Raw genomic sequence first — 14,206 nt, forward strand, 5'->3', positions numbered from 1 at the left:
GGTGAAAGAATCGTGGAACATGCAAATCCAACGTTCGAGTTTTTAGGGATGTCTGGTAACTGGTCAAATATATTAATGCTTGCCGTTACTACACTCATCGTATTTTTGATCGCTTTTATTGCGACAAGAAACTTGAAACTGAAACCAACTGGTATGCAGAACTTTATGGAGTGGATTATGGACTTCGTGAAAGGCATTATTAAAAGTAATTTTGATTGGAAAACAGGCGGACAATTCCATGTTCTTGGAATTACATTGATCATGTTTATTGCGGTAGCAAACGTATTAGGTCTTCCATTCTCCATTAAGTATGATGGAGTACTTTGGTGGAAATCACCAACTGCAGATCCTACAGTAGCAATGACGTTATCAGTAATGATTATCCTTTTAACGCACTATTACGGAATCAAAATGAAAGGTTTCAAACAATACAATGTAGATACGTATTTAAAACCACTACCATTTTTATTTCCATTGAAGATTATTGAAGAATTCGCAAATACGTTGACACTCGGTCTTCGTCTTTACGGTAACATTTATGCAGGGGAAGTTCTACTAGGACTACTTGCAGGTTTAGCAGTATCAGGTCCATTAGGCTTTTTGGGAGCAATTATTCCAGCAATGGCATGGCAAGGTTTCTCGCTATTTATTGGTGGAATCCAAGCGTTCATTTTCGTTATGTTAACAATGGTTTATATGTCGCACAAAGTGTCGACAGACCATTAATATAACTGCTTAAATTTATAAGCAGAAATAAATAAAAATAAACAACATTCCAAGGAGGAAATTACACAATGGTAGGTTCAGTTGGTCTTTTAGCAGCAGCTATAGCAATCGGTTTAGGCGCACTTGGTGCAGGTATTGGTAACGGTTTAATCGTTTCAAAAACAGTAGAAGGTATCGCTCGTCAACCAGAAGCACGTGGAGCTTTACAAACAGTTATGTTCATCGGGGTAGCGTTAGTTGAGGCGATTCCAATTATCGCAGCAGTTATCGCTTTCATCGTATTAAACAAATAATAACTTAATGGCGGGTTTCTATCCGCCATTCTCTTTATGAATAAGAAAAAAATGCATACTAACTTACATTATAGAAGCAAGATCTCTTAATAGCGTTTGAAAGGAGTGAAACAATCGTGTCTTTTGATTACCTTGTACTAGGTGCGAGTGCCCATGATGGGTTAAATATTTGGGATATATTAGCTACATTATGCTTCTTTGTTCTACTTTTATTTCTATTAAAGAAAGTAGCATGGGGCCCACTGATGGGTATTATGATTCAACGTGAAGAGTTAATTGCAAGCGAAATCGAAGCAGCTGAAAATAGCCGCCAAGAATCGGTGCGTTTACTTGAAGAACAACGTGACTTATTAAAAGAAGCACGTACGGAAGCATTAGCGATTGTAGAAAATGCCAAGAAGCAAGGCGAAGCATCTCGTGAAGAAATAATGACGACTGCTCGTTCTGAAGCTGTGCGTTTGAAAGAATCTGCTATCCGTGAAATCGATACAGAAAAAGAAAGAGCGATTGCAGCAGTACGTGAAGAAGTCGTTTCACTTTCAGTACTTGCAGCGTCCAAAGTTCTTGAAAAAGAAGTTTCGGAAGAAGATAATCGTGCGCTAATCGAGGCAACGATTGCGAAGGCAGGCGAAGTTAATTGAGCAATTCAACTGCCGCAAAGCGTTACGCAATCGCACTATTCGAACTAGCACAACAAAAAAATGAGCTTCGTTCTGTTGAAGAAGATTTACGTGAGCTTAAAATTGTCTGGAATACAAACAAAGAATTGAATACACTATTCTCTTCTCCTAAGTTATCTCTAGACAAGAAAAAAGAGCTGATTCGACAAATCTTTACAAACGCTAATCCAATTGTGATTAATACACTTCTAGTGCTTATTGACAAAAAACGATTAGGCGAAGTGGGAAATATTATTAATGAGTTTATGACGCTTTCAAATGAAGCACAAGGTGTTTCAGATGCGAAAGTATATTCAACTCGTGCATTAACAGAAGAAGAGCGAACGAACATTTCAACTGCATTTGCAAAAAATGTTGGTAAACATTCTTTACGTATAGAAAACATTGTAGATCCATCTATTATTGGTGGAATACGTATTCAAATCGGAAACCGCATTTACGATAACAGTCTAAGCACTAAATTAGATCGTTTAAAACGTAACTTGATCGGTTAATATTATGAATTTAGAGAGGTGACATACATGAGCATCAAAGCTGAAGAAATCAGTGTCTTGATTAAACAGCAGATTGAGAATTATGAATCTGAGATGAAAGTTAGCGACGTTGGTACAGTTATCAAAATAGGTGACGGGATCGCTCTTGCTCATGGCCTCGACAACGTCATGGCCGGAGAACTCTTAGAATTCTCAACTGGTGTTATGGGAATGGCACAAAACCTAGAAGCTAATAACGTAGGTATCGTTATTTTAGGACCATACTCAGACATTAAAGAAGGCGATGAAGTACGTCGAACTGGCCGTATTATGGAAGTTCCTGTAGGTAAAGAATTGATTGGCCGCGTTGTTAATCCACTTGGTCAACCAGTGGATGGACTAGGTCCTATCGCAACTACAAAAAATCGTCCAATTGAAAGTCCTGCACAAGGAGTTATGGCACGTAAATCTGTTCATGAACCACTTCAAACAGGTATTAAAGCAATTGACGCACTTGTACCAATCGGACGTGGACAACGTGAGTTAATCATCGGTGACCGTCAAACAGGTAAAACATCTGTAGCGATTGATACAATCCTTAACCAAGCAGACCAAAATATGATTTGTATCTATGTTGCAATCGGTCAAAAAGAATCGACTGTACGTAACGTTGTAGAAACACTTCGTAAAAAAGGTGCATTAGATTACACAATCGTTGTAACTGCATCTGCATCTCAACCAGCTCCATTATTATACTTAGCACCTTATGCTGGTGTAACAATGGCGGAAGAGTTTATGTTCGATGGCAAGCATGTTCTAATTGTTTATGATGATTTATCAAAACAAGCAGCTGCTTACCGTGAGCTTTCTTTACTTCTTAAACGTCCTCCAGGTCGCGAAGCATATCCAGGGGATGTATTCTACTTACACAGTCGCCTTCTTGAACGCGCTGCGAAGTTAAATGAAACACTTGGTGCAGGTTCAATAACTGCATTACCGTTCGTTGAAACACAAGCGGGAGATATCTCTGCTTATATTCCAACAAACGTAATTTCTATTACAGATGGTCAAATCTTCTTACAATCTGATCTATTCTTCTCAGGCGTACGTCCAGCAATCAACGCTGGTTTATCCGTATCCCGTGTAGGTGGTTCAGCACAAATTAAAGCAATGAAAAAAGTTGCGGGTACGCTTCGTCTAGACTTAGCTGCATTCCGTGAACTGGAAGCATTCTCTCAATTTGGATCAGATCTTGACGCTGCAACTCAAGCAAAACTTAACCGTGGTGTACGTACAGTAGAAGTATTAAAACAAGACTTGAATAATCCTATTAAGGTAGAAAAACAAGTTATAATTTTATACGCACTTACTCGTGGCCATTTAGATGATATTCCAGTAAAAGATGTTACTCGCTTCGAAGCTGAGCTTCATAGCTGGTTAGATTCAAACCACACAAACGTTTTAGATCATATTCGCACAACAAAAGATCTTCCTTCAGATGAAGACTTAACAAATGCAATTTCTGCATTCAAAAAGACTTTCGCTAAATCCGAATAATTCTTTTGTCCAAGTGAAAAAAACAATAAGGTGGTGAAATACCAGTGGCATCATTACGCGACATTAAAAGTAAAATTACGTCAACAAAGAAAACAAGTCAAATTACGAGAGCTATGCAAATGGTTTCTGCTTCTAAATTAAATCGTGCAGAGGAAAATGCGAAAGCATATGTTCCTTACATGTCGAAAATTCAAGAAGTAGTGGGTGCAATTGCTACAGGCACAAGTGATAGTGGACATCCAATGTTAACTTCTCGTCCTGTCAAAAAGACTGCATATCTTGTTATCACTGCAGATCGTGGTTTAGCTGGAGCATATAACAGTAACATAATCCGTGCTGTATCTAATGCGATAACTGAGCGACATGCTTCAAATGATGAATATGTAATTTTGGCGATAGGTCGTATGGGACGTGACTTCTTCGTAAAACGTGGTTCGAATGTAATAGAAGAAGTTATAGGTTTACCAGATCAACCTGCTTTTTCTGATATTAAAGAAATCGCTCGCAGAGCTGTTGGTATGTTCACGGATGGTACATATGATGAACTTTATATGTACTATAACCACTTTGTCAGTGCCATCTCTAGTGAAGTTACAGAGAAAAAGGTACTGCCACTTACGGATATTGCAGTAGAAACAGGCACAACCGCTTCATACGAATTTGAGCCTTCAGCTGAAGCAATTCTTGAAGTGTTACTTCCACAATATGCGGAAAGCCTAATTTTTGGTGCATTACTCGATGGTAAAGCAAGTGAACATGCTTCTCGTATGTCTGCGATGAAATCCGCGACAGACAACGCAACTGATTTAATAGGTAACTTAACATTAGTTTATAACCGAGCACGACAAGCGGCAATTACACAAGAAATTACGGAAATTGTTGGCGGTGCAGCGGCTCAAGAATAGTAAATGATAGAAAAGTAAGACAGGAGGGAACAGCAGTGAACAAAGGACAAGTACTACAAGTAATGGGTCCAGTTGTTGACGTTAAGTTTAACAATGGCCAATTGCCAGCTATCTATAATGCATTAACAGTAGCGATTCAACGTCCAAATGAAGCGCCTACTACATTAACATTAGAAGTAGCTCTACACTTAGGAGATGACTCTGTTCGTACTATTGCAATGGCATCTACTGACGGCCTTAAGCGTGGTACAGAGGTAATAGATGCTGGTACAGCAATTTCTGTTCCAGTTGGTGACGTTACATTAGGACGTGTATTCAACGTACTAGGAGAAGTTATCGACTTAGGAGAAGAGATTCCAGCGGGTGAGCGTCGTGACCCAATTCACCGTCAAGCTCCAACATTTGAAAACCTTTCAACTGAAATTGAAATCCTTGAAACGGGTATCAAAGTAGTAGACCTTCTTGCTCCATATATTAAAGGTGGTAAAATCGGTCTATTTGGTGGCGCTGGTGTAGGTAAAACAGTTCTTATCCAAGAACTTATCAACAACATTGCACAAGAACACGGTGGTATTTCCGTATTCGCTGGTGTTGGTGAGCGTACACGTGAAGGAAATGACTTATTCCACGAGATGAGCGATTCTGGCGTTATTAAGAAAACAGCAATGGTATTCGGACAAATGAATGAGCCACCTGGTGCACGTATGCGTGTAGCTTTATCTGGTCTTACGATGGCTGAATATTTCCGTGATGAACAAGGTGCAGACGTACTTTTATTCATTGATAATATCTTCCGTTTCACACAAGCAGGTTCTGAGGTTTCGGCTCTTTTAGGTCGTATGCCATCAGCAGCAGGTTACCAACCTACACTTGCTACAGAAATGGGTCAATTACAAGAGCGTATCACGTCAACTAACACTGGTTCTGTAACATCGATCCAAGCGATTTATGTACCAGCCGATGACTATACGGATCCAGCTCCTGCTACAACTTTCGCTCACTTAGATGCGACAACTAACTTAGAACGTAAATTATCTGAGATGGGTATCTACCCAGCTGTGGATCCTTTAGCTTCTTCTTCTCGTGCGCTTTCTCCAGAAATCGTAGGAAAAGAGCATTATGATGTAGCACGTCAAGTGCAATACACATTACAACGCTACAGAGAGCTTCAAGATATCATTGCAATCTTAGGTATGGATGAATTAGGAGACGAAGACAAGTTAACGGTAAACCGTGCTCGTCGTATTCAGTTCTACTTATCTCAAAACTTCCATGTTGCAGAACAATTTACTGGTCAAAAAGGTTCATACGTTCCTGTTAAAGAAACAGTTCAAGGATTCAAACAAATTCTTGAAGGTAAATATGACCATCTTCCTGAAGATGCTTTCCGTTTAGTTGGACGCATTGAAGAAGTTATTGAAAAAGCGAAAAGCATGGGCGTAGAAGTATAATAAATCGGACCAGGAGGTAAAAATATGAAGACACTTACAGTCAATATTGTCACTCCCGACGGCCCGGTATACGATTCTGAAGTAGACATGATGATCGCTAAAACAGCATCTGGTGAAATCGGTATTTTACCTGGCCATATTCCAATGGTTGCACCTCTTGTAATCGGTGCAATTAAGTTGAAAAAAGATGGTAAAACAGAGTATGCAGCAGTCAACGGTGGTTTTATTGAAGTTCGTCCTGAAAAGGTTTCGATCTTAGCTCAATCATCTGAAGTTGCTTCAACTATCGATCTAACTCGTGCAAAAGAAGCGATGAAACGTGCAGAAGAACGTCTTCAAAGTAAGCAAGGTTCAACTGATTTTAGTCGTGCTGAACTTGCCTTGAAACGTGCGATGAATCGTATCAACGTTTATGAGGGTAACATTTAATTAACTTTATTTTTCATGGCAGAGTAAAGTTATAGTCTTGAGCGGACGCTTTCGATTTCGCCAAGGTGAATTTGATTTACATGAAAAAAAAACGGACAGAACTAGTTCTGTCCGTTTTTAGCATGTAAGAAAGGTTTACTAGAATTGTGAAGGAGGATAAAAATGGGTTTATTAAATGGAGAGCAGGCAATAATTGCGATTTTAGCCAATGTCTTTTTTATCGGTATATCTTTTTATGCACTTCAAGCAATTATGATTGAAAAAGTTATTAAAAAAAATCGAGTCTTCCAAGCACAGTTATTCTATATATTAGCTAGCATTCTTCTCGGTTCGACAGTAGCGAATTTTTTCTTAAATTTAACAGCTTGGTCTAATCAGTTACAATATCTGTTTAATTAAAAGGATTCTATATGCTCATGCAAATAATGGAGAAGTTTGTATGAGCATGTAGAATCTCCTCAAATTTCCTGGGAAATATTTTGTCGAATAGGTTTATGTGAAACGCACTAGGGTAATTTAATATTATCTACACGAAAAGACAGGGTGTTACGTATACTATAGCAATAAAAAATATCAAATTTACGAGTAAAAATAGTGTTTTAGATGCTTGTATATACGCGAAATCCGTTGTATGATGTATATTGTTTTGAATTTCTAATAATGACATCATACATATTTCATTTATATAAAAGCAAATGAGGATAAAGAACGCGGAGGGAAAGAAGTGGATAAAATCGTTGTTAAAGGCGGTCAAACTTTAAAAGGCAATGTGCGAGTAGAAGGTGCGAAAAATGCAGTACTGCCAGTACTTGCTGCAGCTTTGCTTGCAACCAAGGGAGTAAATGTTATAAAAGACGTGCCAACACTTGCAGACGTTTTGACAATAAATGAAGTATTAAAAAGCTTAAATACGAAAGTTGAATATAATCCTGAACTTAATGAAGTAATAATTGATTCACAAGAAAGACTCTCTAGTGAAGCACAATTTGAGTATGTGCGAAAAATGCGTGCATCCATACTAGTAATGGGTCCCATTTTAGCGAGAAATGGTTTTGCTCGTGTTGCATTACCAGGTGGTTGCGCAATTGGATCTCGTCCAATTGATCAGCATTTAAAAGGTTTTGAAGCGATGGGTGCAGAAATTTCGTTCGGACATGGTTTTGTAGAAGCTAAAACAAATGGACGTTTACAGGGTGCTAAAATTTATCTAGACGTACCAAGTGTTGGCGCTACGGAAAACATTATGACAGCAGCAGCCCTTGCAGTAGGAATTACAACTATCGAAAATGCTGCAAAAGAACCGGAAATTGTTGATTTAGCAAACTTCATCAATGAAATGGGCGGAAAAGTAAAAGGTGCTGGTACCGACACAATTCGCATTGAAGGTGTAACTGAACTTCATGGCACTGAACATCATATAATCCCAGATCGTATTGAAGCTGGCACATTCATGGTTGCAGCGGCAATTACTAAGGGTGACGTGCTCATTGAAAATGCAGTCCCTGAACATATGACTGCGCTTATTTCCAAAATGCAAGAAATGGGTATAGAAGTGTCAGAAGAAAATCATGGTATTCGTGTACGCTCTTCAGGTCAGCTTAAATCAGTGGACATTAAAACGATGCCACATCCTGGTTTCCCAACAGATATGCAATCTCAAATGATGGCATTAATGATGACAGCACAAGGAACAGGTATCATTACGGAAACAGTATTTGAGAACCGCTTTATGCATGTAGAAGAATTCCGACGCATGAACGGTAACATGAAGATCGAGGGACGTTCTGTAATTATGGACTCACCTTCTAATCTACAAGGCGCAGAAGTTGCAGCAACTGATTTACGTGCAGCGGCAGCCCTTATTATTGCTGGTCTCGTAGCAGAAGGAATAACACGAGTAACCGAACTATATCATTTAGACCGCGGCTACGTCGACTTCGACAAAAAACTCGCAGCTCTAGGCGCTGATATTGAACGTATCGGAAACGAAAGCCCAGAGAGAACAATTCAACTCGTATAATATATGTAAAGCACTATGCATTCATACATGCATGGTGCTTTTTTGCGGACAATTTAATATACATTTTCTCTTGACAGGTGCAAAAAATGCATTTGGTTGCTTACGTTGTTGAATTGATTGCTCTCATCTGCCAGTTAGTTGCTTTCATGCTAAAGTTAGTTGCTTTCCCAAGTAAATTGATTTCCCTTTGCCGTTTTTTTCCTCTGAATACTAATTTCTTTAATGGTGTATTTACTGTTACGAGATTGTCCAGTTTTTATTAGGAGAGGACTTTTTAATATTTTTGTTGCTTCATGTTTATTGTTCAGATTTAAGAATTTTTGACATTCCTGATTAGAGATCGTGTTTTTACATACTAGGAAATAATCTACAAGCGCAGCTTCATGTGCATTTCTTTGAGTAGCTTTGCATGATGGGCAATACCAGTTGCGAATTACTTTTTTCATTCCAACTAATCCACAATTTCTACATTCTACTCCATTGCGAATGGAATCCGGGTTTATTTCGTAGTGTTCGGTCAAAGGAAATGGCTGGAAATCGATGTTTGCTTTAAGCAGATATTCCTTTAAGTTATCCAGTTTGGCTTCGTTTAGAATGGGAGAGTTGGTTTGTATGCTTCTTAAATAAGGTTTGATACCTCTACGAAACAATAAGGTTTTATTTGTTGGGGGAACTTTAATATTACTTGTGGCAAACGCGAACACGACAGCTCCGTGAATGGGTAAATTGATACCAGTAGCTTTAAAAATTTGATTCAATTGATATTCATACTCTGCTAACTGTAGTACTGGACTTTCATATGAGTCAGTTTTGTTTGTTTCCAGTGTTCTTGTCAATTGCTGATCCGTGAAAACAATTTCTCCCTTAATATTTTTCACTTCGAAAACGAATGCATAGTACGGAGTAATTAATAAAACATCAATCTGAAAAAGCGATTCGGCGTATAAAGAAATATTATGAAAAACATAGAACTTATAGGGCAATTTCAATTGCTCAAATACTTTCATCACAACTTCTTCTCCAATTTCACCATTTAATTTTTGATAGTATTCATCTTTAATCATTACATATTTTGGATGGTTTCTCGGCATCCGTTTATGAAGAGTATGTAGTGCTTTTACGTGAAGGGAAGCTGAATATTTTTTTGCTATCATTATGTCACCTCACGCAAAGTGTATCATATTTTTATTGATAGATAGAAATCACCAAAATTCCATTTTTGAACTGTATTTTACTTGAAATTAGTCTCAAAAACGTATTTTGGACAATAAAAAGGCTTCGAAATTCTATTTTGGTAGTTTGAAAAATAAATTGGTTGCTCTTAGAAGTTTTTAGTTGCTTTGATTCGCCATTTGGTCGCTTTCGATGATGAATTAGTTGCTTTCCTAATTGAATTGGTCTCCCTTATACATATTACGTTATTTTATAGATAATATTTCCTCTAACCAGAACGAGTCTTATAACGCTTGTTCATTTTCCCTCAACCAACTGCATATAGTACCTCTATGAAACTAAACATTCTCTTATTATTAATTTGCATCGGACTCTTGTTCTTACCGTTTTTATTAATCAAAGATAAGCATGAAGCAAAACCAGCACCTAAGTTGGAGTTAGATTTTGAAATCGAATGTCCAATACTAATCGAAGTGAAAGGGGAACTAGAGAAAATTCCTCTCGAAACATATGTTTTAGGAGTCGTAGCTGCGGAGATGCCAATTTCGTTCCATGAGGAAGCATTAAAGGCACAATCAATAGCTGCACGGACCTATGTGTTGCGAGAAACAAATTACGGAGAAAAGGCTATATCTAAAACGGTGCAAAAGCAAGTCTATGTAAGCAAAGAAGATCGAAGGAAAAAATGGGGGGCCTCCTTCGACGAATATGAAGATAAACTCCAACGTATTGTCGCATCTACTGAAGGAGAAATTATTGTCTATAAAGACCAACTAATCACGGCGATGTTCTTTTCCACGAGTAATGGACAAACGGAAAGTGCAGAAAGCTATAGTGGTAATGCAATTCCTTATTTAGTTTCAGTACCTAGCCAATCGGAAGAACTCTTTTCACCAAATGTTAAAAAACAATTCGAATTTACAAATAAAGAATGGGCAAATGCTTTTGGATTGAAATGGTCAGAAAGCATGGCAAAAACGTTTCAAGTAACAAAAACGGATTCTAACCGAATTAAGTCTATTCAAATGATCGGCAAAACATGGTCCGGTAGAGAAGTACGTGCATTACTTGGACTACCTTCCACCGATTTCACGGTTTCCTTTCAGCGTGATAAAGTGGTTGTAGAAACGGTCGGATATGGGCATGGTGTTGGTATGAGTCAATATGGCGCAGAGGTATTGGCGCATGATTCTGTAAGGGCTCACGACATTTTACTTCATTATTACAAAGGAACAGAAATAAAAATATTTTCAACATGTTTAAAATCTCCTACAAATGCAAAGAATAGCAATTGAGGTGATGAAAATGAGAGAAGAACAATCGAACAAGCCTTCTCAGAAGAATAAAAATCCGAAAAAGCCGTGGTTTTGGCCATTAATTTATGTTGGGTTTTCGGTAGCATTTGTTGGAATGATTTGGGGTTACAACGTGTATGTAAACTCCGACACGGCAGGAGAATGGAAAAATGCTGGAGATCCCGATAAAGTGACCATCCAGACCAACGCTCTAGCGGAGTCCATGAAGTATCCTTTCAAAGAGACACTGCAAAATAGCATCGAAGTTGTACAGCACTTTTATGATATGGAAGCTGATGAAGCGACACGGGAAAAATCCATACTTGTGTTCAATCAACAATACAGAACAAGTACGGGCGTATCTTTGTCGATGAAAGGTGAACCATTCGAAGTAATAGCTGCCATGAGTGGGAAAGTAGAAGAAGTAAATTTAGACCCGTTTGAAGGAGATGAAATCGTCTTATCCCATGCAAATGGTATGCAAACAAAATATCGTTCTGTCACTGGCATTCTAGTAAAAGTTGGGGATGTAGTGGAGCAAGGACAAGCACTAGCAACATCTTCTGAAAGTGAATGGAATCCAACTGCAGGTGTTCACTTGGAATTTGAAGTTTTAGAAGACGGCGTTCTGATTAATCCGGAATCAAAACTAGCGTTTTAAATTCATAAAAACCTATACGTATGCATAAAGTGATGAAAAGTGTTCCTTTACTAACGAAAGGAAGAGTTAGTGCACGAAACGATACGTCATAGATGCATACGTCTTGGTGAAATGGTTATTGAAACTAAGAAAACTGTCCGTGCCATCGCGAGCACAACCGGTCATTCTAAAAGCACAGTTCATAAGGATTTGACGGAAAGACTCCATTTAGTAGATCCGCAATTAGCAAAAGAAGTAAAAGAAATTCTTGCGTATCATAAATCGGTCAGGCATTTGCGAGGTGGAGAAGCAACGAAACGAAAATGGAAAACTAAAAAGGAAGATGGGAAAGGTCGTGATTTGTAACGAATCACGGCTTTTTTCTGTGTGCTCCGTTTACTGAGATCTAATAAGTCGGTGTGGTCTCGGGTCCAGTAGATTTGGTCGCGGGTAAAATCCAACTATTCTCGAACAGACATCTCCTTCCATAGCTCACTATTATCTGTGCTAGAAAGCGGTTACTTTGTCAATAAAAAAAGTGTATTTATTCCAAAACTATGATAAAATTATAAGTTAGAGACGTATCGAAATATACATATAAAATGGGTTTAACAGGGAAGGAGAAACGCAGTTAATGTTTGCGAAAGATATAGGAATTGACTTAGGCACTGCGAACGTATTAATTCATGTAAAAGGTAAAGGGATTGTTTTAAATGAACCATCCGTCGTTGCGATAGATAAAAATACTAATAGGGTGCTTGCGGTAGGTGAGGAAGCACGCCAAATGGTTGGTAGGACGCCAGGTAATATTGTGGCAATTCGACCCCTAAAAGATGGAGTAATTGCAGATTTCGATGTAACGGAAGCAATGCTTAAACACTTTATTAATAAATTAAACGTTAAAGGATTTTTATCCAAACCTCGCATATTAATATGCTGTCCTACAAATATTACAAGCGTAGAACAAAAAGCGATAAGAGAAGCAGCGGAAAAATCAGGCGGCAAAAAAGTGTATTTGGAAGAGGAACCAAAAGTTGCAGCAATCGGTGCTGGAATGGATATTTTTCAACCAAGCGGTAATATGGTCGTTGATATCGGAGGAGGTACTACAGATGTAGCTGTTCTTTCTATGGGAGATATTGTTACTTCTGAATCTATTAAAATTGCAGGAGATGTTTTTGATAATGACATCCTTCAATATATTAAAAGAGAGTACAAGCTTTTAATTGGCGAACGAACTGCGGAAAATATTAAAATTGAAATTGGGACTGTATTTCCAAATAGCCGACATGAAGAGATGGATATTCGAGGACGCGATATGGTTACAGGTCTTCCTAGAACTATTACGATACATTCGGAAGAAATTGAAAAAGCATTGCGCGAGTCAGTAGCTGTTATTGTACAAGCTGCAAAAAATGTTTTAGAAAAAACACCGCCAGAATTATCTGCTGATATTATTGATCGCGGGGTTATTATCACAGGTGGTGGCGCACTTTTACATGGGATGGATCAACTTCTTGTGGAAGAATTAAAAGTACCGGTATTTGTAGCGGAAAATCCAATGGATTGTGTCGCAATTGGAACAGGATTGATGTTAGATAATATTGATAAAATCTCCAGAAGATAGATAGAAAAGTAATGAAGAAGTTATTCTGCTACTAGCTTGCGCAGAAGCAAAGGCAGAATGACAAGAGAATGGAGGCCTCCTAATGTTTCGTGGATTTCATACAGTTGCATCCGGCATGATTGCACAACAGCGTAGAACGGAATTACTGACAAATAATATGGCAAATGCCAATACACCTGGTTATAAAGCAGATCAGTCGGTGATTAGATCATTTCCAGAAATGTTTTTATCCAAACTTGGACCATCAAATATTCCTACTGAGACGCCCATCAAAGGAAAGAATGCAACTGGTGTTGGAGCACTTGGAACGGGTGTTTACATGCAAGAGACGATTGCTTTATTGGAACAAGGACAGCTTCAGGAAACCGAACTAAATACAGATATTGCATTAATTGATAGTGAATTACCGAAAGACGCACAAACTGGGCAGACCGGTGCTATATTTTATCGCTTGCAACATCCAGTAGATGGTGAAGCATACACTCGTAATGGTAGCTTCACATTGGACCCTGGAGGCTTTTTAACGAATGCGCAAGGGTTATTCGTCCTTGATGCAAATGGACAGCGTATCCAGCTTCAAAATGATGATTTTCGAGTAGCAAGCGATGGTCAAATTTATGCAAATGATCAAGTGGTTGCACAAATAGGGGTTTCATTTGCCGCACAGCCTGAAGCATTGATGAAACAGGATAATGGATTATTTAGAACTGCAGATGGTGCAAATTTGCCTTCCGCCTACAATTCAGCAAACGTTCGTTTTTCGATGCAACAAGGATATATCGAGCGTTCAAATGTCGATTCTGCGAGAACCATGACGGATCTACTTACGGCGTACAGAGCTTTTGAAGCAAACCAAAAAATTCTGCAAGCATACGACCAAAGCATGCAAAAAGCGGTAAACGAAGTAGGACGAGTAAACTAAAAAAGAAAAGCGCAA

General features: G+C 38.4%; 16 protein-coding genes. 15 read left to right on the forward strand and 1 reads right to left on the reverse strand.

The genetic code is table 11. From position 1 onward, the window contains the following. Positions 1-12 precede the first annotated feature (12 nt). The 10 genes from atpB (at position 13) to murA (ending at position 8,534) form a co-directional block, all read left to right on the forward strand. A complete protein-coding gene (atpB, locus tag PB01_RS03385; protein ID WP_151698884.1) occupies positions 13-726 on the forward strand; it encodes a F0F1 ATP synthase subunit A in 714 nt (237 codons plus the stop codon). Between the two features lie 68 nt (positions 727-794). Beyond that, complete coding sequence (gene atpE / locus PB01_RS03390) at positions 795-1,019, forward strand: F0F1 ATP synthase subunit C (RefSeq protein WP_053590520.1); 225 nt, start codon at positions 795-797, stop codon at positions 1,017-1,019. A gap of 116 nt (positions 1,020-1,135) precedes the next feature. Then, positions 1,136-1,660 carry a F0F1 ATP synthase subunit B gene (gene atpF, locus PB01_RS03395; protein WP_151698885.1) on the forward strand — a complete coding sequence of 175 codons (525 nt, stop codon included), beginning with the start codon at positions 1,136-1,138 and terminating at the stop codon, positions 1,658-1,660. After that, the gene (locus tag PB01_RS03400; RefSeq protein ID WP_151698886.1) at positions 1,657-2,193 is read left to right on the forward strand and encodes a F0F1 ATP synthase subunit delta; all 537 of its coding nucleotides are present in this window, start codon (positions 1,657-1,659) and stop codon (positions 2,191-2,193) included. Before atpF ends, PB01_RS03400 begins: the two co-directional genes overlap by 4 nt. Positions 2,194-2,220: 27 nt before the next feature. Next, positions 2,221-3,729, forward strand: coding sequence for a F0F1 ATP synthase subunit alpha (atpA, locus tag PB01_RS03405; RefSeq protein WP_151698887.1), 1,509 nt, complete (start codon positions 2,221-2,223; stop codon positions 3,727-3,729). Positions 3,730-3,773: 44 nt separating this feature from the next. Then, the gene (locus PB01_RS03410) at positions 3,774-4,634 is read left to right on the forward strand and encodes a F0F1 ATP synthase subunit gamma (RefSeq protein WP_151698888.1); all 861 of its coding nucleotides are present in this window, start codon (positions 3,774-3,776) and stop codon (positions 4,632-4,634) included. A 35-nt stretch (positions 4,635-4,669) separates the two neighbouring features. Next, positions 4,670-6,085 (forward strand): F0F1 ATP synthase subunit beta, encoded by a 1,416-nt coding sequence (gene atpD / locus PB01_RS03415; RefSeq protein WP_151698889.1) that lies wholly within the window; start codon positions 4,670-4,672, stop codon positions 6,083-6,085. Between the two features lie 24 nt (positions 6,086-6,109). After that, positions 6,110-6,514, forward strand: coding sequence for a F0F1 ATP synthase subunit epsilon (locus PB01_RS03420; protein ID WP_151698890.1), 405 nt, complete (start codon positions 6,110-6,112; stop codon positions 6,512-6,514). A 162-nt stretch (positions 6,515-6,676) separates the two neighbouring features. Continuing rightward, complete coding sequence (locus PB01_RS03425; RefSeq protein WP_151698891.1) at positions 6,677-6,913, forward strand: DUF1146 family protein; 237 nt, start codon at positions 6,677-6,679, stop codon at positions 6,911-6,913. A gap of 325 nt (positions 6,914-7,238) precedes the next feature. After that, a complete protein-coding gene (gene murA, locus PB01_RS03430; RefSeq protein WP_151698892.1) occupies positions 7,239-8,534 on the forward strand; it encodes a UDP-N-acetylglucosamine 1-carboxyvinyltransferase in 1,296 nt (431 codons plus the stop codon). Between the two features lie 155 nt (positions 8,535-8,689). On the opposite strand, the gene PB01_RS03435 is transcribed toward murA, so the two are convergent. Beyond that, positions 8,690-9,688, reverse strand: a complete 999-nt coding sequence (locus tag PB01_RS03435; RefSeq protein ID WP_151698893.1) for a nuclease-related domain-containing protein — start codon at positions 9,686-9,688, stop codon at positions 8,690-8,692. A gap of 312 nt (positions 9,689-10,000) precedes the next feature. Between PB01_RS03435 and spoIID the strand changes: the two genes are divergently transcribed. The 5 genes from spoIID (at position 10,001) to PB01_RS03460 (ending at position 14,191) form a co-directional block, all read left to right on the forward strand. After that, positions 10,001-11,002, forward strand: a complete 1,002-nt coding sequence (spoIID, locus tag PB01_RS03440) for a stage II sporulation protein D (protein ID WP_225986152.1) — start codon at positions 10,001-10,003, stop codon at positions 11,000-11,002. 10 nt (positions 11,003-11,012) lie between these two features. Next, positions 11,013-11,663, forward strand: a complete 651-nt coding sequence (locus PB01_RS03445; protein WP_151701946.1) for a peptidoglycan DD-metalloendopeptidase family protein — start codon at positions 11,013-11,015, stop codon at positions 11,661-11,663. Positions 11,664-11,732: 69 nt separating this feature from the next. Then, on the forward strand, positions 11,733-12,008 hold the full coding sequence (locus PB01_RS03450; protein ID WP_053590508.1) for a sporulation transcriptional regulator SpoIIID: 276 nt from the start codon (positions 11,733-11,735) through the stop codon (positions 12,006-12,008). A 268-nt stretch (positions 12,009-12,276) separates the two neighbouring features. Then, on the forward strand, positions 12,277-13,269 hold the full coding sequence (gene mreB, locus PB01_RS03455; protein ID WP_151698894.1) for a rod shape-determining protein: 993 nt from the start codon (positions 12,277-12,279) through the stop codon (positions 13,267-13,269). Between the two features lie 82 nt (positions 13,270-13,351). Next, a complete protein-coding gene (locus tag PB01_RS03460) occupies positions 13,352-14,191 on the forward strand; it encodes a flagellar hook-basal body protein (protein WP_151698895.1) in 840 nt (279 codons plus the stop codon). The last annotated feature ends 15 nt before the right edge of the window (positions 14,192-14,206 follow it).

Origin of the sequence: Psychrobacillus glaciei, assembly GCF_008973485.1 — a bacterium.
In the GTDB taxonomy this organism is placed as follows: Bacteria; Bacillota; Bacilli; order Bacillales_A; family Planococcaceae; genus Psychrobacillus; species Psychrobacillus glaciei.

Bases quoted from the DNA above. Each gene is read 5' to 3' on its own strand.
- mreB (WP_151698894.1), top strand. From the start codon at position 12,277: ATGTTTGCGAAAGATATAGGAATTGACTTAGGCACTGCGAACGTATTA.
- PB01_RS03425 (WP_151698891.1), top strand. From the start codon at position 6,677: ATGGGTTTATTAAATGGAGAGCAGGCAATAATTGCGATTTTAGCCAAT.
- atpE (WP_053590520.1), top strand. From the start codon at position 795: ATGGTAGGTTCAGTTGGTCTTTTAGCAGCAGCTATAGCAATCGGTTTA.
- atpA (WP_151698887.1), top strand. From the start codon at position 2,221: ATGAGCATCAAAGCTGAAGAAATCAGTGTCTTGATTAAACAGCAGATT.
- PB01_RS03435 (WP_151698893.1), bottom strand. From the start codon at position 9,688: ATGATAGCAAAAAAATATTCAGCTTCCCTTCACGTAAAAGCACTACAT.
- PB01_RS03445 (WP_151701946.1), top strand. From the start codon at position 11,013: ATGAGAGAAGAACAATCGAACAAGCCTTCTCAGAAGAATAAAAATCCG.
- PB01_RS03420 (WP_151698890.1), top strand. From the start codon at position 6,110: ATGAAGACACTTACAGTCAATATTGTCACTCCCGACGGCCCGGTATAC.
- PB01_RS03460 (WP_151698895.1), top strand. From the start codon at position 13,352: ATGTTTCGTGGATTTCATACAGTTGCATCCGGCATGATTGCACAACAG.